The 19,383-nt window shown below is 47.0% G+C and carries 17 protein-coding genes and 3 tRNA genes; 17 read left to right on the top strand and 3 right to left on the bottom strand.

The genetic code is table 11. From position 1 onward, the window contains the following. Nucleotides 1-104: 104 nt before the first annotated feature. Nucleotides 105-1,640 carry a S10 family peptidase gene (locus B3850_RS04670; protein ID WP_286911447.1) on the bottom strand — a complete coding sequence of 512 codons (1,536 nt, stop codon included), beginning with the start codon at nt 1,638-1,640 and terminating at the stop codon, nt 105-107. A 149-nt stretch (nt 1,641-1,789) separates the two neighbouring features. Between B3850_RS04670 and B3850_RS04665 the strand changes: the two genes are divergently transcribed. The 8 genes from B3850_RS04665 to B3850_RS04630 all read left to right on the top strand — a co-directional run bounded on the left by B3850_RS04665 (nt 1,790) and on the right by B3850_RS04630 (nt 9,332). Continuing rightward, on the top strand, nt 1,790-2,488 hold the full coding sequence (locus tag B3850_RS04665) for a hypothetical protein (RefSeq protein WP_286874178.1): 699 nt from the start codon (nt 1,790-1,792) through the stop codon (nt 2,486-2,488). Between the two features lie 70 nt (nt 2,489-2,558). Continuing rightward, complete coding sequence (locus B3850_RS04660) at nt 2,559-4,580, top strand: NADPH-dependent 2,4-dienoyl-CoA reductase (protein ID WP_053952521.1); 2,022 nt, start codon at nt 2,559-2,561, stop codon at nt 4,578-4,580. Then, nucleotides 4,580-5,407 carry a PHP domain-containing protein gene (locus B3850_RS04655; protein ID WP_053952520.1) on the top strand — a complete coding sequence of 276 codons (828 nt, stop codon included), beginning with the start codon at nt 4,580-4,582 and terminating at the stop codon, nt 5,405-5,407. The genes B3850_RS04660 and B3850_RS04655 overlap by 1 nt, the downstream gene beginning before the upstream one ends. Nucleotides 5,408-5,426: 19 nt before the next feature. Continuing rightward, nucleotides 5,427-6,050, top strand: coding sequence for an L-threonylcarbamoyladenylate synthase (locus B3850_RS04650; protein ID WP_286874174.1), 624 nt, complete (start codon nt 5,427-5,429; stop codon nt 6,048-6,050). Nucleotides 6,051-6,060: 10 nt separating this feature from the next. After that, nucleotides 6,061-6,876 carry a segregation and condensation protein A gene (locus tag B3850_RS04645; protein ID WP_058578798.1) on the top strand — a complete coding sequence of 272 codons (816 nt, stop codon included), beginning with the start codon at nt 6,061-6,063 and terminating at the stop codon, nt 6,874-6,876. Then, the gene (scpB, locus tag B3850_RS04640; RefSeq protein ID WP_053952517.1) at nt 6,857-7,426 is read left to right on the top strand and encodes an SMC-Scp complex subunit ScpB; all 570 of its coding nucleotides are present in this window, start codon (nt 6,857-6,859) and stop codon (nt 7,424-7,426) included. The genes B3850_RS04645 and scpB overlap by 20 nt, the downstream gene beginning before the upstream one ends. A 2-nt stretch (nt 7,427-7,428) precedes the next feature. Then, nucleotides 7,429-8,286, top strand: a complete 858-nt coding sequence (rluB, locus tag B3850_RS04635) for a 23S rRNA pseudouridine(2605) synthase RluB (RefSeq protein WP_053952516.1) — start codon at nt 7,429-7,431, stop codon at nt 8,284-8,286. Continuing rightward, on the top strand, nt 8,286-9,332 hold the full coding sequence (locus tag B3850_RS04630) for an agmatine deiminase family protein (protein WP_286911446.1): 1,047 nt from the start codon (nt 8,286-8,288) through the stop codon (nt 9,330-9,332). Before rluB ends, B3850_RS04630 begins: the two co-directional genes overlap by 1 nt. Here B3850_RS04630 and B3850_RS04625 read toward each other — a convergent pair. Further along, entirely contained in the window at nt 9,318-11,144 is a 1,827-nt protein-coding gene (locus B3850_RS04625) for a tetratricopeptide repeat-containing diguanylate cyclase (protein ID WP_286911445.1), read from the bottom strand. The two genes, B3850_RS04630 and B3850_RS04625, sit on opposite strands and share 15 nt — an antisense overlap. A 78-nt stretch (nt 11,145-11,222) precedes the next feature. Further along, nucleotides 11,223-11,942: an SIMPL domain-containing protein gene (locus B3850_RS04620; RefSeq protein WP_053952514.1), complete on the bottom strand. Its 720-nt coding sequence runs from the start codon at nt 11,940-11,942 to the stop codon at nt 11,223-11,225. A gap of 53 nt (nt 11,943-11,995) precedes the next feature. Here B3850_RS04620 and B3850_RS04615 point away from each other — a divergent pair, with 53 nt between their 5' ends. From B3850_RS04615 to B3850_RS04575, 9 genes are all read left to right on the top strand, one after another. After that, nucleotides 11,996-12,466, top strand: coding sequence for a regulatory protein RecX (locus B3850_RS04615; RefSeq protein ID WP_058578800.1), 471 nt, complete (start codon nt 11,996-11,998; stop codon nt 12,464-12,466). Nucleotides 12,467-12,573: 107 nt separating this feature from the next. Then, nucleotides 12,574-15,174, top strand: coding sequence for an alanine--tRNA ligase (gene alaS / locus B3850_RS04610; RefSeq protein ID WP_286874155.1), 2,601 nt, complete (start codon nt 12,574-12,576; stop codon nt 15,172-15,174). A 121-nt stretch (nt 15,175-15,295) separates the two neighbouring features. After that, nucleotides 15,296-15,487, top strand: coding sequence for a carbon storage regulator CsrA (gene csrA / locus B3850_RS04605; RefSeq protein WP_053952511.1), 192 nt, complete (start codon nt 15,296-15,298; stop codon nt 15,485-15,487). A 157-nt stretch (nt 15,488-15,644) separates the two neighbouring features. After that, nucleotides 15,645-15,737 (top strand) — tRNA-Ser (locus B3850_RS04600). Between the two features lie 19 nt (nt 15,738-15,756). Beyond that, nucleotides 15,757-15,833 (top strand) — tRNA-Arg (locus tag B3850_RS04595). A 27-nt stretch (nt 15,834-15,860) separates the two neighbouring features. Next, a tRNA-Arg gene (locus tag B3850_RS04590) sits at nt 15,861-15,937 on the top strand. A gap of 160 nt (nt 15,938-16,097) precedes the next feature. Next, nucleotides 16,098-16,361, top strand: coding sequence for an oxaloacetate decarboxylase subunit gamma (locus B3850_RS04585; protein WP_286911444.1), 264 nt, complete (start codon nt 16,098-16,100; stop codon nt 16,359-16,361). Continuing rightward, nucleotides 16,358-18,157, top strand: coding sequence for a sodium-extruding oxaloacetate decarboxylase subunit alpha (gene oadA / locus B3850_RS04580; RefSeq protein ID WP_286911443.1), 1,800 nt, complete (start codon nt 16,358-16,360; stop codon nt 18,155-18,157). Before B3850_RS04585 ends, oadA begins: the two co-directional genes overlap by 4 nt. Nucleotide 18,158: 1 nt before the next feature. Then, complete coding sequence (locus B3850_RS04575; RefSeq protein ID WP_053952508.1) at nt 18,159-19,286, top strand: sodium ion-translocating decarboxylase subunit beta; 1,128 nt, start codon at nt 18,159-18,161, stop codon at nt 19,284-19,286. Nucleotides 19,287-19,383: the final 97 nt, after the last annotated feature.

The raw sequence follows: 19,383 nt of genomic DNA, 5'->3' as shown, positions 1-19,383 counted from the left end.
TAAAAACATAAGTTGTATAGCTCTCTTAATTTGCGTTAATGCTGACAAACTAACGCTTGTGCGGAAGTCTGTCAACAGTTGTTTTGACTTGTGTATGCAAATAGTTACTTATATTCAGCCGGCTGACCTTTAGAGTCAGACTGACGAATAAACTCACGTAAATCGTCATTGGCTTTCTCCAGGTCGGCACGACGTAAGTACATCATGTGGCCACTGCGGTAGCCTTTAAAGTCGATACGGTCGCTCATTTGCGTACTCGGATCTAAGTGCCACATGTTGTACTTCGCATCGAAATAGTTAGTTGCGCCGTCAAAGTAGCCTGACTGAATCAGCACATTCAGGTAAGGGTTTTGAGCCATCGCCTGACGTAACTGCTTGCCGGTGTTGTTGTTTGAGCGATCCCACGGGTGAACCGGACCAAACATGTTGTATTTAATGTCGGTTTCGAAGTTGAGTTCTTCGCGCAGGTAATAGTTAATGGCTGGCGTGAACGAGTGCAACCACGATGTTAATTCAGCGTTGTAGTCAGGACGGTCGCCTGAGCGTTTTTCATCCAAACCTAAATAGCGCGAGTCAAGGCGGCCAATAGTGCGGTCACGCTCACGCAGGAGTTCTTTCCAGAAATACCAGGTGCTCGGCGCTAGGTTGTTATCTAATACCGCTTGCTTAGATAACCCGGAGTAATAGGCCACACGCTCAGCCATTTGCTCGCGGGCTTCACCGGTCAGCATAGCGCCTTTCGCTAATGCTGGCAGGTATTGCTCAAGTGCGAAACGCTCAACTTCTGGTAGCATTTCTTCCAGATCTTTGTTTTGCAAAGCGTCTGGCAGTGCATCGTGATACCAGGCGGCTGCAGCAAAATAAGGCAGCTGGTTAGCTTGTTTTACCGGGCCGTCGCGGTCAATACCAATATCAGTTGGTGACACCAGAATAACGCCGTTCAGGTACATCCACTGGCTGTTTTGCAGCTCCAGTGCAAGACCCGATACACGAGTTGTACCATAGCTTTCGCCAATTAGGTACTTAGGTGACTGCCAGCGGTTCATGCGTGAAGTAAAGGTGTTCATCCACTCGGCAAGATATTTAACGTCGGCATTAACGCCGAAGAACTTTTCTTTTTGCTCTGCACGCGAAGGCATTTTGCCGTCTTCATTTGGCAGAACGCGCGAGTAACCGGTATTCACCGGGTTAATGAAAACAATGTCAGCGACATCGAGAATAGAGTGCGGGTTGTCCTGCACGCCATAAGGCTGAACTGGATAACCTTCGTCGCTCAGGTTTAATACTTTTGGACCTGTGTAGGCAATGTGCATCCAAACCGATGCCGAGCCCGGACCACCATTGAATGAGTACACAATAGGGCGAGATTCACGATTATCGACATCCTGACGCTCATAGTAGGTATAGAATAGTGACGCGATTGGATTACCTTCGTCGTCCCATACTGGTTGAGTACCGGCTGTCGCTGTATAGTCGACGGTTTCTCCCTTAATTTCAACGCTGTGTTCCGTGACTACTTCGGTGTCGACCGGCAACATGCGTTTATGATTCGTTGAACTCTCTTCGGCAACAACAGGTGCAGATACTACAGAGCAACCCATTAGTGACAAAGAAGCAATTAGAGCGAGACTCTTTCGCATGAGATTGTTCTCCGTTTTTTATAATGTCGCTTCAGATTAACAAATAATTACTTTAAAGAGTCAAAGGTTATGCGATTATTGGGTTTATTCCTGCGACTGGACTCTCGTTTTTAGTCTGGTTTTAAAAGATTGGACTTTAGAGGTTAACTATGATGAAAAACAAACTAGTGGCTGCGGGGTGTGGCCTTTTATTGTCACTGAGCAGCATTTCGGTGTTTGCTCAAAGCTTGTCCGACGCCATGAAAGATGGCTTACAAACTATGGCGTCAGAGCAGCTAAACGCAGATTTAGAGGTTAGCGAGCTACAGGTAAACTCACTGACCAACGGCTTAACAGCAAATAAAGTTCGCCTTGCGACCCGTGTTGACGAATTATCAGAGCCAGAGAATCAGTTATTGCTGGCGAAACAGCTTGTTTTGACCGGAGACTGGCAGGCGTTAGGCAGTAGTCGTGTCGATATCTCTAAAATAGCGGTGTCAGATGCTCAGCTTACGGTTTCCTATTACGGAACAGGGCGCTCAAATTTGCATGAGTTTTTAAAGCAAATGAGTGACATGAGAGTGCAAAAAGTAAACTCGGTACCGCTTCGCTGGCAGGTCGATGAATGGGTGATGGACAATGTCACTATTAATTTGTTTGATAAAGGCGAACCGATTCTCAGTGTTCACGTGGATGGGCTGGCTTTAACCGACTTACAGTCAATGCAAGACCCTGATGCTCAGGTGAAAGAATTACTCTGGCCGATTTTAGATCAGGTTGTTGAGCAGGTACGAAGCGGTAATTCGAGCCTGCAAGTGGACAGCATGGCGCTCTCACGGTTTTTATTGCGTGAAGCTATGGCGTTCTGATCTTGAGTTAAACGGGTTTACGCAGTACAGTTAGGAAAAATTAAACACCCGTTTAAAATAAGAGGTTGGCGTGGCAAATTCATACCCAAATTTACTAAAACCCCTGGATCTTGGCTTTACAACGTTAAAGAACCGAGTGCTGATGGGGTCAATGCATACTGGCCTGGAAGAAGAAAAAAATGGCTTTAGTAAATTAGCCAGCTTTTATGAAGAGCGTGCTAAAGGTGGCGTCGGGCTTATTGTGACAGGCGGCATTAGCCCAAACTTTAGAGGACGCTTAGCGCCCTTTGGCAGTGAAATGTCAAAGCCCTGGCATGTTGGTAAGCATCGCCAGGTGACCGATGCCGTTCATAAGTATGGCAGTAAAATCTGTCTGCAACTTCTGCACGCTGGTCGTTACAGCTACCATCCGTTTTCGTTAGCGCCCAGCGCGATAAAAGCGCCTATCAACCCGTTCAAACCCAAAGCCATGTCTGAACGGCAAATTCTCAAAACTATTAAACACTATGCCCGCGGCGCTAAGTTAGCGCAGAAAGCCGGTTATGATGGTGTTGAGATCATGGGTTCGGAAGGTTATCTGATTAACCAGTTTTTGTGCCCAAGAACCAATAAGCGCACTGACGACTGGGGCGGTAGCTTTGAAAACCGTATGCGTTTTCCGTTGGAAATTGTTAAAGCCGTGCGAGCCGCTTTGGGTGAAAAATCGATTATTATTTTCCGCTTGTCGATGCTGGATTTGGTGGAAGACGGACATCAGCTGGACGAAGTGCTGCAGCTGGGTAAGCTACTGGAGCAGGCGGGCGTGACCATTATTAATACCGGCATTGGCTGGCACGAAGCAAGGGTTCCAACCATTGTGACCTCGGTGCCACGTGGCGCCTTCAGCTGGATAACTGAGCGCGTGCGCCGTGAGTTGTCGGTACCTGTTGTTGCTGTTAATCGTATCAACACGCCGGAAATTGCCGAGCATATTTTAGAAAGTAACCAGGCTGACATGGTGTCTATGGCACGGCCATTATTGGCTGACCCAGAGTTTGTTAATAAAGCGGAACAAGGTCAGTCTGAACGCATTAATACCTGCATTGCCTGTAACCAAGCGTGTTTAGATCATGTCTTTGAGAATAAACGAGCTTCTTGTCTGGTGAACCCAAGAGCCTGCTATGAACAAGAGTTGGTTATGAAGCCCGCTGATAAGAAAAAGCGTCTGGCCGTTATTGGCGCAGGGCCTGCGGGCTTAGCTTTTGCCTGCAATGCGGCAGAGAGGGGGCACCAAGTTGACTTATATGACAAAGCTGCGGAAATTGGCGGTCAGTTTAACTACGCGAAACAAATTCCGGGTAAAGAAGAATTCTATGAAACGCTGCGTTACTTCAAACACCGTATTGAAGACACTGGTGTGCAGCTTAAGTTAGGTAAAGAGCAAAGTTGTGAAGGCCTGCTGGCAGAAAAATACGATGATGTGGTTCTGGCAACCGGCGTCAGTCCTCGCAAGGTCGACATTCCTGGTGTCGATTTACCGCATGTTCTGGGCTACTTAGATGTTTTGCGCGACCACAAAGCTGTGGGTAAGAAAGTGGCTGTGATTGGTGCCGGTGGTATTGGTTTTGATGTCTCTGAATACTTAACGACCGAAAAGTCACTGACGCTGGATGAAAAAGAGTGGTCCGAGCGCTGGGGTATAGACAAAGACTACAGCGATCGTGGCGGCTTGAAACCCCAGCAACCAGAGCCAAGCCCGCGTCAGGTATGGTTGTTGCAACGTAAAGAGAGCAAAGTCGGCAAAGGCTTGGGTAAAACATCCGGCTGGGTGCACCGCAACGAGCTGAAAAGTAAGTCGGTTAATATGTGGAACGGTGTCACCTACCACCGTATTGTGCCGGAAGGCATAGAAATTGAGCGCAATGGTGAAAAACAGTTGTTGGAAGTGGATAATATCGTTATTTGTGCCGGTCAGGTGCCTCAGCGTGAACTTCACGACGCTCTGGAAGCGGCCGGTCAGTCAGTACATTTAATTGGTGGAGCTGACGTTGCGGCCGAGCTGGATGCGAAGCGCGCTATTCGTCAGGGAACCGAGTTGGCAGCAAGGATTTAATGACTTTATACGACCTGCATTGTCACAGCACGCATTCAGATGGCTCCTTGTCTGTCGAGGAGCTTTTGCGTCGTGCCTGCGAGCACAACGTCGATGTACTGGCGTTAACCGACCACGACAGCGTTGAAGGGATAGCTGAAGCAAGAGCGTTGGTCGAAAAAGAACAGCTGCCGCTTCAGTTTATTAACGGCGTGGAAATTAGCTGTCGCTGGGAAAGTTTTGAAATTCATATTGTTGGTTTGAACTTTGACCCTGACAACGAACATTTAAAAGGTTTGTTGGCACAACAACAGCAACGGCGCTATGACCGCTTTGCAGCCATTTTAGAAAAGCTGGAAAAGCGTGGTGTCATGTTGTCTGCTGAGGAATGTCAGGTTGATGGCATGCCAACCCGCAAACACATAGCCGATACCCTGGTCGAAAAAGGCATTGTCAGCCATCCGCAAAAAGCGTTCGATCATTACATTGGAAAGGGCAACAGCGCTTATGTTACGCCGCAGTGGTGCGACATTCCTGAGGCCATTGAAGCTATTCATAAGGCCGGCGGCCAGGCTGTACTGGCACATCCTCATGCCTACAAAATGTCGAATAAGTGGCTGCGTCGATTATTGGTCGAGGGGAAGGAGTGGGGTCTTGATGGCATGGAAGTCAGTTTAAGCCAGCAGTCACCGGGACACCGTGATGCGCTCGCTAAAATGAGTCAGGAATATGGCTTAAAAGCGTCTCAGGGGTCTGATTTTCATTACCCCGGCAATTGGCGTGAGCTCGGTAAAAACCTTTGTCTGCCAGCCGACTGTGTGCCAATATGGGAGCATTGGTCACAGTAGAAAAAGGTTGGGGGAGGTTATGAGTCAATTTTTTGAAATTCATCCGGAAAATCCTCAGGCGCGTTTAATTCAGCAAGCCGTACAAATTATTCGCCAAAGCGGGGTTGTGGTTTACCCAACCGACTCAGGGTATGCCATTGGCTGCCAAATAGGCGATAAAGCGGCTGCAGACCGTATTTGCCGTATTCGTGATATCGATAAAGAACACAACTTTACGTTGATGTGCCGTGACCTCTCGGAGTTATCAACTTTTGCCCGCGTCGACAACGATGCGTTCCGGTTACTGAAAAACAACACGCCGGGGCCTTACACCTTCATTTTAAAAGGCACGAAAGAGGTGCCGAAGCGTCTGTTGAACCCAAAACGGAAAACTATCGGCATTCGTGTACCAACCAACCGTATTGCAATGGCGCTTTTAGAAGAGCTTAATGAGCCGTTAATGTCGACCAGCCTTATTCTAGGAAATGGCGAACTGGCTGAGTCAGACCCTGAAGAAATTCGCGATAAGCTTGAGAAATTAGTCGACTTAATTGTTGATGGCGGTCACTTAGGCGAACAACCGACTACGGTTGTTGATCTGTCAGAAGGAGCGCCGGTGATACGTCGTGAAGGCTCTGGTGAGACGGAACCTTTTGATTTTTAAGGCGACTTAAATGGCTGAACAACAGTCGTTACCACTGGGATTTGTTCGTGGAGAGCCGGTTATTGAAAAACCGGAAGACCTCTACATTCCGCCCGACGCGCTGGAAGTGATATTAGATACCTTCAGTGGTCCTATGGACTTGCTTTTATACCTTATTCGCAAGCAAAAGCTCGATATTGTCGATATGCCTATTCTCACCATTACCCGACAGTACGTCGAATACGTGGAAATGATGAAAGAGCTGAAGCTTGAGCTAGCGGCTGACTATTTGGTAATGGCGGCTATATTAGCGGAAATAAAAAGCCGCTTGCTGCTTCCGAAGCCACCGCAGGAAGACGACGAGGAAGAAGACCCAAGAGCAGAACTGGTGCGGCGCTTGAAAGAGTATGAGGCGATACGCGAGGGTGCCGAGCATATTGATTCACAACCACAGGTTGGCCGGGATATTTTATTAAGCGAAGTGGCAACTGATGCGCGCGAGCATGTGACGACACCACCACCGGAAGTGACTATTGAAGACTTAACGCTCGCGTTTAGCCGGGTGTTGCAGCAGGTTGAACTCAATGCCCATCATCATATTCAACGTGAGCAGCTGTCGACCCGTCAACGTATGAGTCAGGTTATTGAATTGTTGTCTGAGAAAAAATACGTTGCTTTCAGTCAGTTGTTTAAACGCACAGAGGGGCGTGCAGGTGCGGTGGTCAGTTTTTTAGCAATTTTAGAACTTGTGAAGGAATCAATGATAGAATTGTCGCAAGTTGAACCCATGAGTGATATTCGCATCAGTTTGAGAAACCGTCAGCAGGATGAATCAGTTACAGCTTAAACAGCTAATAGAGGCGGCATTGTTTGCCCATCCACAGCCGTTATCGGCAGAGCAGCTTCATCAACTGTTGTTGAGCGAAGGTGAAGCCTCTTTGACTATGGTTAAAGGCTTACTGAAAGAACTGCAAACCGATTACCAGGAGCGTGGTATTGAATTAGTGAAGGTGGCTTCTGGTTACCGGTTTCAAACACGGGCGGAACTTGGGCAGCGCCTCGCTTCGTTATGGCAGGAAAAGCCTCAGAAGTATTCTCAAGCCCTGTTGGAAACTCTGGCTTTGATTGTTTACAGACAGCCTATTACCCGGGGTGAAATCGAACAAATACGGGGTGTGAGTGTCAGTAGTAATATTATTAAGACACTACAGGAAAGAAACTGGATAAAGGTGGTGGGCCATAAAGAAGTACCGGGGCGACCGCAACTGTACGCCAGCACCAAAGAGTTTTTAGATGACTTTAACTTAAGTGACTTGTCCGAATTGCCGGATATCGACACGCTTGATGAAGACGATGAACGTACCGCTGAGACAGCGATTAACGAGAGAGAACAGTAAGAATGACCGAAAAGTTACAAAAGGTATTAGCCCGCTCAGGACATGGCTCAAGACGAGAAATTGAAGCCAAAATTGCTGCTGGACGCATTCGTGTAAATGGAAAAGTGGCGCAGCTGGGCGAGCGAGTTGATGCAGACGCAAAAGTTCGCATTGATGGTCATGAAGTTGAAATAAAGCCTGAAAAAGAAGTTATCTGCCGGGTCTTGATGTACCACAAGCCTGAAGGCGAGTTGTGTACACGCAAAGATCCTGAAGGACGTCCAACGGTGTACGACCGTTTACCGCGCATGAGCGGAGCGCGTTGGGTCGCTGTTGGTCGACTTGATGTAAATACCTCAGGCTTGTTGTTATTTACCACCGACGGCGAATTAGCCAACCGGTTAATGCATCCGAGCCAGCAGGTTGAGCGCGAATACGCAGTGCGTGTTTTCGGTGAAGTCGACGATAAAATGATGAGTCGTCTTAAAAAGGGTGTGCAGCTGGAAGACGGCCCCGCGCACTTTAATTCGATAAAGCCGGCTGGTGGTGACGGCATGAACCGTTGGTATCACGTAACCATCAGTGAAGGCCGTAACCGTGAAGTGCGCCGCTTGTGGGAGTCACAGGAAGTGCAGGTGAGCCGACTGATTCGTGTGCGTTACGGTGACATTCCTCTTGAGCAAGGCTTACCGCAAGGTGGCTGGTCGGAAATGCCGCTGGAGCAAGTGAATGCGTTGAGAAAGCAGGTGAAACTGCCACCTGAAGAGCGTTCGTTTATTGACCCTCGGAATCAAGAGTCCAGGCAGCGTAAGTTCGCTAAAATACGCCGAGCGACGGCAAAGCACCGCGAATACAAAAAGACAGATAAGCGTCGCAGATAATGAAAGGCTCTACCAAGCGCTGGTTAGCAGATTTTTCTGATAACCAGCGTTTACTCTTAGCCTGGCCTTACCGCCGGGACGTTTGGCGAGACAATGCATTGCCCGCTCGCAAAGTCATTGCTGAGCTGGCGCGTCAGGTCAGTCACTATACTCCCGTTACTTTACTGGTTCATCCGAACTACCAAGATTCTGTGCCAAAGAAGCTGTATGACTGCTGCTCTGTTATCGTCGAGCGATACGATGATATTTGGCTACGAGACACGCTGCCGTTATGGTTTTCAAAGAAGAGGCAGACGTCTGGTATCGTGTTCCAATTTGATGGTTGGGGCGGCGTTCAGTCAGCGGTGGAGTGTGATAGAGCCTTAGCCTCACAACTGTCGTTAAAGTTGGAACGCTCGTTATCAGTCTGTGATTTGGTCACAGAAGGGGGCACCTTTACTCATAATGGTCAAGGTACATGGCTTGTTGGCTTATCCAGCATTATTCAGCGTAATCCCTCGTTATCGAAAGAAGTTATTAAGAATAAGCTAAACGACTGCTTTTCGGGTGAGTCGTTGTTTTTCTTTGAAGGCGCTCTGACTGCTGATGAGACTCAGGGACATATGGACAATATGGCGCTATTTCTTAATGAAAATACTCTTATCTATGCGCTAACTAAAGACGAAAACCACCCCGACTATAAAACCTGTAAGCGGTTAGCGGAGCTTATTGAACTGCTGCCTGATTCAATTCAGAAAGTAGCCGTTCCATTACCTAAGCCATTGCGACCGACACGGATTGAACGAGAAAGTCTGGAACAGCTTCAGACGAGTTTAAACGGAACGGAAGAGCTTCCGTTGCTGTGCAGCTATAATAATGTGTTACATACTGACGCTCTTGTGGTTGTGCCGGAATTTGGCTTGCCGGAAGACACTATTGCCTTGTCGATAATACGAGAAGTGCTCCCGGATAAAACCGTATTAAGTGTACCTGCGCGGGAATTGGTATTAGGCGGCGGTGGACTGCATTGTATAAGTCATAACCTAGCAGAATTAAGCGATAACTAAACGCTGGCGCCCTGAGTTTTTAGCGTCGTAAAGCACGTCATCGGCACGTTTGTAGAGTTCATCAAAGGAGTCATCGGGCAGAGCTTCGGTAAAGCCCATACTAAAAGTAATTTGATAGTCTGCAGGAATGCCTTCTATCGGTTGGCTGTTCAAACCTTCCTGAAGTCGCTTGAAAAGCTGCTCGGCATCTTCTTTTGAGGCATCTAAGAACAGCAGCAACCACTCCTCACCGCCTAAACGGCCGTAACTGTCTTGTTCCCGCAGGGACTCATTGGCGACCTTCGCAAACCTTTGTAATACGTGATCGCCGGCGTCATGTCCGAATTCGTCGTTGATACTTTTGAAGTAATCGAAGTCGACCACTGCTAAGGCAAGGCTGCGGTTTTGTTCCTGAGCTTGTTCTAACTCTTTTTTGCACCGTTGCACAATGGCTCGGCGGTTAGGAGCCTGGGTTAAATCGTCTTTAAGAGCGAGCTCGGCAAAGTTTTTACGCGCTCGCCATTGTTGGAGCAGGAAACCAGAAATAATAACAACCAGCAAAGCAACCGTGATGATTGCCAAGACGAGCAAATAATAAGAGTTTTGCTGCTCTTGTAACGCTAGTTGCTGTATCTGGTTTTCTTTTTTGAGAAGCTCGTTCGTTGTTTCCTGCTCTTTAATCTCCAGGCGAACCATAACTTCCTGAACTTGCTTGTCCTGAAGGTTCTCTTGCACGGCTTTCATTTTCTCAACCGAGCTTTTGTAATGTGTTAGCGCCTTTTCAAACTGTTGGGTTTTTTCGTAATAGCGAGACCACTTGCTTTCAAGCCGTTGTTTCAGGCCGTCATCGTTAAGTGTATTGATTAATGAGGTAGCGGCTTCAAGCTCTTGTTGAGCGACCTCTACTTGCTGAGTTGCCAAATAAACTTCAACCTGGCTGAGTCGAGTTTCGGCCTCCATGGGATGTGCCCCGGCAGACCGAAACTGAGGCAAGGCTTGCTCAAAGTTAGATAAGGCAGCTTGGTAATTCTCATTATCCAGCTCTAATGTTCCCAAACGGAACATCGCATAAGCGACACCGAGTTCATCTTCTATTTCGCGGCTTATTTCCAGAGCTTTTTCAAAGTGTTGCCGTGCTTTATTGGGCTGGCCCGCCTGATGATAAATTCTGGCAAGGTTATACTCTAGAACCGAGGTGTCCCACTGGCCAAGATGCTCCTTGCTAACTTTTAAGGCTTCAAGTGTGTGTTCAATAGCGATATCAAAGGCACCGACATCGGTGTAGATAATGCCGATAAGCCCGTGAAACTCTACCTGAAGTTTGGGGATAGCGCTGTAAGCTTCACGGTTTACCTCTTCAAGTATTTCTAGTGCTTGAGCAATATCTCCGGCATGTTGCATGACTTGAGCGTGAAGTATCTCCGCTTCAATAAATAAGTCTTCATTGCCCGACGCTTTGGCGTTTTCAATAGCATAAATGACACTGGCGTTAGCTTGCTGTAGTTGACCACGCTGAAGTTGATACCAGGTTTGATTGATACGAAGCAGGGCGGAAGCGACTTCAGAATCTGCTAATTTAGCGAATCTTAGTCCTTCTTTAACGGTTTCAATAAGCTTGGTTTCATTGCCGGAATAGCGGTAGGCCTCAGATTGCAGGGCATAAGCGAGTGCTAGCTTTTCGAATTCGCGACCTTCATCGTATTCGCTTATCCATTGATTGGTTTTGGTTATCCATTCGTCCGGATTGCTGCTTGCGTCAATACGCTGCTGCTGCCACTCTTGTGCAAAGAGCGGCAACGACAGTAACAGCAATACGATGTAAATGAATCGCAACTTAAAAACCAATTGCTACTTTTCTGTTAATAAAATGTTGCTAATTATTCTACCTGACTCGCGTCCCGACGCAATCAATTAATTGCCTTTGTTTTGTATGTTTTCGACACTAAATACAGCCTCAACGGAGGCTTCGATGGTTTGTTGACCCGGCAGCGACACCTTGTCAGAACGTACACTGGCTTCTGCCATTTGCATCATAAATGGGCGCGAGATTGAGCGCTCAGTAATACTTAAGGTACCGGTGAGATCAAGGCCGGCTGTACTCGCCAACTGTTCGGCTTTTTGCCGGGCTTGTTTGTAGGCATTAATTAATGCTTGTTGATAAAGCGCCTGTTGGTCACCAATTTCGAACTGAATTTGTCCAACCCGGGTAACACCTCTAGATAAAGCTAAATCAATCACATTGTCATAATTTTCAGGGTTGCGTAGAGTCACTTTTATCTCTCGTCTGACAATAAAGCCGCTCTGCTTGGTTTTACCGTCGGAGTCTTGTTCGTACTGCGGGTAAATTTGCAACTGGTAAGACTGAATGTCTTTTTCTGCAACATCTTCTTTAAGTAAGTCGTTTAGTAAGCGTTCAGTTGTATTGTCGACCACGGTCTTTTGCGAACTGAGTTTATTGCCGCGCTCTTCTATCCAGAAGGTAATTCGCATTAAATCCGGCACGGCACTGACGCTGCCGTTGCCTGTCGCCGTAATGCGCTGCTCTGTTGCTTGTGAGACTTGGTGGAAGCCTGCTGTAAGAACTAACAGACAAACCGAAAGAATGCTTGATTTTAAGTAACTCTTGGTCATGATTAGTGTCCCTGTATAGAATTCCCATAACTCTTAGCTATGGAGTATAGGTCATGGGTGAAAGTTCAGAAGAATATGATGAAAGCGCATTGAGAGACTCGGTGTTTCGCCTGTTAGGGCGTCGTGAGCAAAGCTATCAGGAGTTGCGCCGAAAATTGATTCAAAAGCGTTGGCCCAACGACATGGTTGACGCAGTGTTAAAAGACTTTAAAGAAAAAGGCTGGCAAAGCGACGAGCGGTTTGCCGAAATTTTCATACGTGAAAAGGTATCGCAAAAACAAGGTCGGCTGAAAATTTTAGCTCAGGCAACTCAGCAAAAAGGATTATCGGTAGAGCTTGTCGAGCGATTACTGGATGAAATGGACATAGACTGGTTTAGCTTATGTGCCGATTTAAAGGAACGACGCTTTGGTGAAGAGCCGCCGGCAGATCAAAAGCAGTGGATGAAACAAGTACGCTTTCTGCAACAGCGTGGTTTTAATTCGGAACAAATATTCGCTTGCGTCAATCGACCAGAAAGCTAGGCTGAGCAACGACTTCGTGATAATCTAACAGTATATAAGCAATTACACCCATAGGCTTTTGGCAAAGCAAGCAGGACAAACTAGACAAACTAAAAGTAGGACAAACTATGAGCATGAACAGTGCCCAAATTCGTGAAACATTTCTCAGTTATTTTGCGAAACGAGGACACGAAAGAGTGCCTTCGGCATCAATGATACCGGGTAATGATCCAACGTTATTATTTACTAATGCCGGTATGGTGCCGTTTAAAGATGTTTTTTTGGGGAGCGATAAGCGTCGTTACGACAAGGCAACTTCTGCTCAGCGTTGCCTGCGCGCTGGCGGCAAACATAATGACCTGGAAAACGTGGGGTATACGGCTAGACACCATACATTTTTTGAAATGATGGGTAACTTCAGCTTTGGTGACTACTTTAAAAAGCAAGCTATTGAATATGCGTGGGACTTTCTTACCAACGAATTGAAATTACCGGCTGAAAAGCTGTGGGTGACTGTCTTTACAGAAGACGACGAAGCTTACGATATCTGGGCAAAAGATATTGGTGTACCGGAAGATCGTATTTCACGTATTGGCGAAAAAGATAACTTCTGGTCGATGGGTGATACAGGGCCGTGTGGGCCATGCTCAGAAGTCTTCTACGACCATGGCCCTGAAGTATGGGGCGGTCCTCCGGGCACACCGGAAGAAGACGGTGACCGTTATATTGAAATTTGGAATTTGGTTTTCATGCAGTACAACCGTCAGGCTGACGGTACGCTTGAGCCATTGCCAAACCCTTCAATAGATACAGGCATGGGGTTAGAGCGTATTTCTGCCATTATGCAGAATGTCCACAGTAACTACGAGATTGACTTATTCCAGGCACTGATTCAGTCAGCGGCTAAAATCATTGGTACTGACGACCTTAACAATAAGTCATTGCGTGTTATTGCTGACCATATCCGTTCATGCTCTTTCTTAATTGCTGATGGCGTAATGCCATCGAATGAAGGGCGCGGTTATGTGTTGCGCCGTATTATCCGCCGTGCGGTACGACATGGTCACTTACTGGGTGCTAAAGAAACATTTTTCTTCCAGCTGGTTGATGAACTTGTTAACCAGATGGGCGAAGCGTATCCGGAACTGGTAGAAAAACAGTCGATTATAAAAGATGCGTTAGAGCGTGAAGAACAGCAGTTTGCGCGTACGCTTGAACGAGGCTTGGCAATTCTCTCCGATGAGATCAAGCAGCTTGATGGCACTGTTATTCCTGGTGATGTCGTCTTTAAGCTTTATGACACATACGGTTTCCCGGTTGATTTAACCGCTGACATAGCTCGCGAACAAGAGCTAACGGTTGATGAACCCGGCTTTGAAAAGGCAATGGCTGAACAGCGCAAGCGAGCTCAGCAAGCCTCTCAGTTCGGTATGGACTATAACGAACAAATTAAGTCAGAGCAGAAAACGGCATTTACTGGTTACGAGCAGGTTAATGGTGACGCTAAAGTCGTAGAGCTTTTCAAGGAAGGTAAAGCGGTTGAACGTTTAGAAGCGGGTGAAAGCGGCATTATTGTCTTGTCCGAAACTCCTTTTTACGCAGAAAGCGGCGGCCAGACTGGTGATACCGGTAAATTAGTAGCGAATAGCGGCGTCTTTGAGGTCACCGATACTCAATATATTGGTAAAGCGATTGGACATCACGGTAAGGCGTCGGCGACTATTCAGCTAAGTGATTCAGTGAAAGCTGAGATTGATGCTGAACGCCGGGAAAATATTAAACGGAATCACTCTGCGACACACCTGGTGCACGCTGCATTACGTAATCTGTTAGGTGAGCACGTTACTCAGAAAGGCTCGCTGGTAGAAGCGGACAAAATGCGTTTTGACTTTTCACACTTTGAACCTGTTTCCGCTGAACAAATAGCTCAAATTGAGCGTGAAGTGAATGCGCAAATTCGAGCGAACTTGTCGCTAGAAACACAGTTAATGGACATTGAAGAAGCAAAAGCTGCTGGCGCAATGGCCTTATTTGGTGAAAAGTATGACGAGCAGGTCCGTGTGGTACGCATGGGTGACTTCTCTATGGAGTTATGTGGCGGTACTCACGTTCGTTCAACCGGTGACATTGGTTTATTCCGTATTACTTCTGAAGGTGGTATTGCCTCGGGCGTGCGCCGTATTGAAGTGGTTACCGGTGAAGCGGCTATTCGCTATACACAAGGCCAGCAAGCTATGCTTAATCAGGTGGCGGCCGAGATTAAAGCGAAACCTGATAATTTAATTGAGAAGATTCAGCAGGTGTTGCAGAAGCAGCGTGAGCTAGAGCGCCAAAATGAGCAGCTTCAGAAAAAACTGGCGTCTCAAGCGGGGGGCGGTTTGGTTTCACAAGCGGCTGAAATTGCAGGCGTTAAAGCTATTGTTGCTGAGTTAGATCAAGCCGATCCTAAATCACTGCGAGAATTAGTTGATGATCTGAAGAACCAAATTGGCTCTGGTGTCGTATTACTTGGAACTGCCAATGGCTCCAAAGTGAGTTTAATCGCTGGCGTTACTGGCGATTTAACCGCTAAAGTCAAAGCAGGAGATTTAGTCAACCAGGCCGCTAATGTAGTCGGCGGCAAGGGTGGTGGTCGTCCCGATATGGCGCAAGCCGGGGGTTCACTGCCTGAACATTTAAATGAAGCCTTGGCTACGGCAACAACTTGGTTAGAGCAGCAGCTATCGTAACTTAGGGTTATGAGTTTCGTTATAGTGTAATCATTGCCATTATTGGTAGACTGCTTACATCACATTTAGGGAAATGTTCGATCGTTGCGGTAACATCGGGACAGTATTGAAGGAGCAATTTATGCTAATTTTGACTCGCCGTGTAGGTGAAACACTGATGATAGGTGATGATGTTTCGGTCACTGTCCTTGGCGTAAAAGGGAACCAGGTACGTATTGGTGTAAATGCCCCGAAGGATGTTTCCGTCCATCGAGAAGAAATTTACATGCGCATTCAGTCTGAAAAAGACGATGAACATGACGAAAAAGAATAGTTAGAAAAAACCGGCATTCGCCGGTTTTTTTATGCGTAACGCATAATTTGCGGAAAAATCCAACGAGATGGTCAATTATCCCACACTTGAACCATTGTTTTTAAAAAACCAATTGACATTATTGCCAACATCGCTAGAATTCACGCCACAACGATTTGGAGAGGTGGCCGAGTGGCTGAAGGCGCTCCCCTGCTAAGGGAGTATAGGGTTTGTAGCCCTATCGAGGGTTCGAATCCCTCCCTCTCCGCCATTCGTTAAGTGAAAAATTTGCGCCCGTAGCTCAACTGGATAGAGTACCTGGCTACGAACCAGGCGGTTAGAGGTTCGACTCCTCTCGGGCGCGCCATTTTCACTTCAAAACACTTCAGGCAATGCGCCCGTAGCTCAACTGGATAGAGTACCTGGCTACGAACCAGGCGGTTAGAGGTTCGACTCCTCTCGGGCGCGCCATTTCTTTGTTTTTCCATACATCCTATTTTCGCTATTTATTCTCATATTTCCCTTATTTAGCTGTTGAATACCGACTATTTGACGCTGCAAATTCTTGCGCGACTTGCTACCATAGTATTTAATAAATTTATAACAATTTGCAGTCGTTCCGAGGTGTCTTTTGCAAGAACTACTTACCCAAGCAGCACAGCTCATGCTCGTTGGTATGGGCGCTGTCATTGTCTTTTTGTGTATATTGGTTGTGTGTATGGCCGTTATGAAGCGGTTAATACCGACACCGACTCCAGCACCAGAGGCACCCAGTCAAACCCGTTCTGACGCTCCCGCCGGGAAGTCCCCAAAAGTGATTGCAGCAATAACTGCTGCTGTGCACCAGTACCGTCAGAGCCATTCGGCCGCAGAAAATAAGGAGATGTTTAAATGAGTAAGCCTTTGTTGTTAACTGAGCTTGTTTTAAGAGATGCTCATCAGTCTTTACTAGCGACCAGAATGCGCTTAGACGATATGTTACCTATTGCCGAAAAGCTGGACAAAGTCGGCTATTGGTCCATGGAGTCCTGGGGGGGCGCCACTTTTGATTCTTGTATTCGTTATCTGGGCGAAGATCCATGGGAGCGCATTCGAGAGTTAAGCAAGGCAATGCCAAATACCCGTCAGCAAATGCTGTTGCGAGGACAGAATTTGTTGGGCTACCGTCATTACGCCGATGACGTTGTTCGCCGTTTTGTCGAACGAGCAAAAGAAAATGGTGTGGATGTATTCCGTATTTTTGATGCTATGAACGACGTTCGCAACTTAAAAACTGCAATAAAGGCGGCTAAAGATGTTGAAGGGCACGCTCAGGGAACCTTGTCATACACCGTAAGTCCGGTACATACATTGGATAAATGGGTCGAGATGGCGCAAGAACTTGAAGACATGGGTTGTGACTCATTATTTATTAAAGACATGGCTGGCCTGTTGCGTCCGAATGACGCTTATGAATTAGTCAGTGCGCTTAAAGAAAAGACCGACTTACCTATTTCTATGCAGTGCCACGCAACCACAGGCCTAAGTGTCGCAACCTACCAAAAAGCCATTGATGCGGGCATTGATATGCTCGATACAGCGATTTCTTCGATGAGTATGACTTACGGTCATTCGCCAACAGAAACACTGGTTGCAATGACGGAAGGTACTGACAGAGATACCGGGTTGTCTTTACCTGATTTAGCGGAAATTGCTTCATACTTCCGCGACGTTCGTAAGAAGTATGCTCAGTTCGAGGGCTCGCTGAAAGGCGTGGATGCCAGAATTCTGTTAGCTCAGGTGCCTGGCGGTATGCTGACGAACATGGAAAGCCAGCTAAAAGAGCAGGGCGCTATCGATAAGTTTGATGAAGTGCTGGAAGAAATTCCAAAGGTTCGGGAAGATCTCGGCTTTATTCCACTGGTAACACCGACTTCGCAAATTGTAGGTACACAGGCGGTACTTAATGTATTGAGTGGAGAACGATATGCCAACATTTCTAAAGAAACCGCTGCTGTTCTTAAAGGTGAGTACGGGTCGACTGCTGCAGAAGTGAATAAAGAGCTGCAAAAGCGCGTGCTCGATGGCGCAGAGCCAATTACCTGTCGTCCGGCTGACTTAATCGATGATGAAATGGATGCTCTTACCGATGAGTTGAAGAAGACAGCGAAAGAGCAGGACATTCGTCTGGCTGACAACGTGGAAGATGATGTTCTGACTTATGCTCTATTCCCGCAAATTGGTTTGAAATTCCTGAAAAATAGAGACAATCCGGATGCTTTTGAACCGGCGCCTGAAGAGCCAAGCGAAAGCTCTGGTCAGACACCAGGAAAAGAATCTGCTGCGGCCTCGTCTAGCGGTGGTGTTGAGCTTTATGATGTGGAAGTTGACGGTCAAAAGTTCAGTGTGAAAGTGGGGCCTTCTGGTCAAATTGATTCAGTCCAAGCGCAAAGCTCAAGTAACGATCAGCAGGCATCTAAACCCGCCAGTAATGGTGAAGGGACAACGATAAAAGCGCCATTAGCAGGGAATATTTTCAAAGTCGTTGCAAAAGAAGGCAGCCAGGTTAAAGCCGGAGATGTTGTTTTGGTTATGGAAGCCATGAAAATGGAAACCGATATCAAGGCGGAAAGTGACGGTACCGTCAATGCTATTCATGTAAAAGAAGGCGATGCGGTAACAGTTGGCGATAGCTTAGTAACGGTGGGCTAACATGGATAAGTTAATGACTTTGTGGGAAACCACCGGTATTTCCGCAATGACGCTGGGTCAGTTTAGTATGATACTGGTCGGCGGGTTATTGTTGTACTTAGCTATTGCGAAAAAGTTTGAACCACTACTGCTTTTACCTATAGGTTTTGGCGCGATACTGGCTAATATTCCCCTGGCCGGCTTTACCGAGCCGGGTGGTGTGCTGTATTACGTGTACTCTGTGGGAATAGACACGGGTGTATTTCCGTTACTTATTTTTATGGGGGTAGGTGCATTAACCGACTTTGGTCCGTTATTGGCTAACCCGAAAATGTTGTTCTTAGGTGGCGCTGCGCAATTTGGTATTTTTGCGACTTTGTTTGGTGCTATTGCTTTGAACATTGTGCCAGGTATTGAGTTTTCAATGTCAGATGCGGCTGCCATTTCCATTATTGGCGGCGCAGATGGACCGACAGCGATATTTTTGGCATCAAAGTTAGCGCCGGATTTACTGGGAGCAATTGCTGTTGCAGCTTATTCTTACATGGCGTTGGTGCCAATTATTCAGCCGCCAATTATGAAGCTGCTTACAACAGAAAAAGAGCGTCAGGTTAAAATGGAGCAGCTGCGACCTGTAGCGCGTCGCGAAAAGCTGTTTTTCCCGCTTATTGCTATTACCTTAACGCTACTGTTTTTACCGTCGGCAACGCCGTTGGTTGGCATGTTTTGTTTAGGTAACCTAATGCGTGAGTCTGGAGTCGTTGAACGTTTAACCAAAACGACTCAGAACGAGCTTATTAATATTGTCACTATTTTCCTTGGCCTTGCGGTAGGTTCAAAACTTCAGGCTGATCAGTTCTTAAGTTTCCAGACGTTGGGTATTTTGCTGCTTGGTGCTGTGGCATTCTCTATAGGTACGGCAAGCGGTGTACTTATGGCGAAATTAATGGCTAAGTTTAGTAAGGATCCAATCAACCCGCTTATTGGTGCTGCAGGTGTTTCGGCTGTTCCTATGGCAGCGCGAGTGGTTAATAAGGTTGGGTTAGACTCTAATCAGCAGAACTTCCTGCTGATGCATGCAATGGGGCCAAACGTTGCCGGGGTCCTGGGCTCAGCAGTTGCTGCAGGTGTCTTGCTGGCTCTTGTTTAACAGTTAAGACACTATCTCCCCGTAATAAACATCATCGCCGTGTAAAAAGCGGCGATGACTGCACTTATCACCGCAATATAAACAAACCCTTTGTATC

The organism is Idiomarina sp. UBA4520 (genome assembly GCF_002388365.1).
Taxonomy (GTDB): Bacteria; Pseudomonadota; Gammaproteobacteria; order Enterobacterales; family Alteromonadaceae; genus Idiomarina; species Idiomarina zobellii.
The sequence above is the reverse complement of the archived record's forward strand: the minus strand, read 5'-3'. Positions and strand labels throughout refer to the sequence as shown.

Excerpts from the sequence above, each read along its gene's own strand:
- csrA (WP_053952511.1), top strand. The coding sequence starts at position 15,296 with ATGCTAATTTTGACTCGCCGTGTAGGTGAAACACTGATGATAGGTGAT.
- B3850_RS04615 (WP_058578800.1), top strand. The coding sequence starts at position 11,996 with ATGGGTGAAAGTTCAGAAGAATATGATGAAAGCGCATTGAGAGACTCG.
- rluB (WP_053952516.1), top strand. The coding sequence starts at position 7,429 with ATGACCGAAAAGTTACAAAAGGTATTAGCCCGCTCAGGACATGGCTCA.
- B3850_RS04620 (WP_053952514.1), bottom strand. The coding sequence starts at position 11,942 with ATGACCAAGAGTTACTTAAAATCAAGCATTCTTTCGGTTTGTCTGTTA.
- B3850_RS04655 (WP_053952520.1), top strand. The coding sequence starts at position 4,580 with ATGACTTTATACGACCTGCATTGTCACAGCACGCATTCAGATGGCTCC.
- scpB (WP_053952517.1), top strand. The coding sequence starts at position 6,857 with ATGAATCAGTTACAGCTTAAACAGCTAATAGAGGCGGCATTGTTTGCC.
- B3850_RS04665 (WP_286874178.1), top strand. The coding sequence starts at position 1,790 with ATGATGAAAAACAAACTAGTGGCTGCGGGGTGTGGCCTTTTATTGTCA.
- B3850_RS04670 (WP_286911447.1), bottom strand. The coding sequence starts at position 1,640 with ATGCGAAAGAGTCTCGCTCTAATTGCTTCTTTGTCACTAATGGGTTGC.
- alaS (WP_286874155.1), top strand. The coding sequence starts at position 12,574 with ATGAGCATGAACAGTGCCCAAATTCGTGAAACATTTCTCAGTTATTTT.
- B3850_RS04575 (WP_053952508.1), top strand. The coding sequence starts at position 18,159 with ATGGATAAGTTAATGACTTTGTGGGAAACCACCGGTATTTCCGCAATG.
- B3850_RS04630 (WP_286911446.1), top strand. The coding sequence starts at position 8,286 with ATGAAAGGCTCTACCAAGCGCTGGTTAGCAGATTTTTCTGATAACCAG.
- B3850_RS04650 (WP_286874174.1), top strand. The coding sequence starts at position 5,427 with ATGAGTCAATTTTTTGAAATTCATCCGGAAAATCCTCAGGCGCGTTTA.
- B3850_RS04645 (WP_058578798.1), top strand. The coding sequence starts at position 6,061 with ATGGCTGAACAACAGTCGTTACCACTGGGATTTGTTCGTGGAGAGCCG.
- oadA (WP_286911443.1), top strand. The coding sequence starts at position 16,358 with ATGAGTAAGCCTTTGTTGTTAACTGAGCTTGTTTTAAGAGATGCTCAT.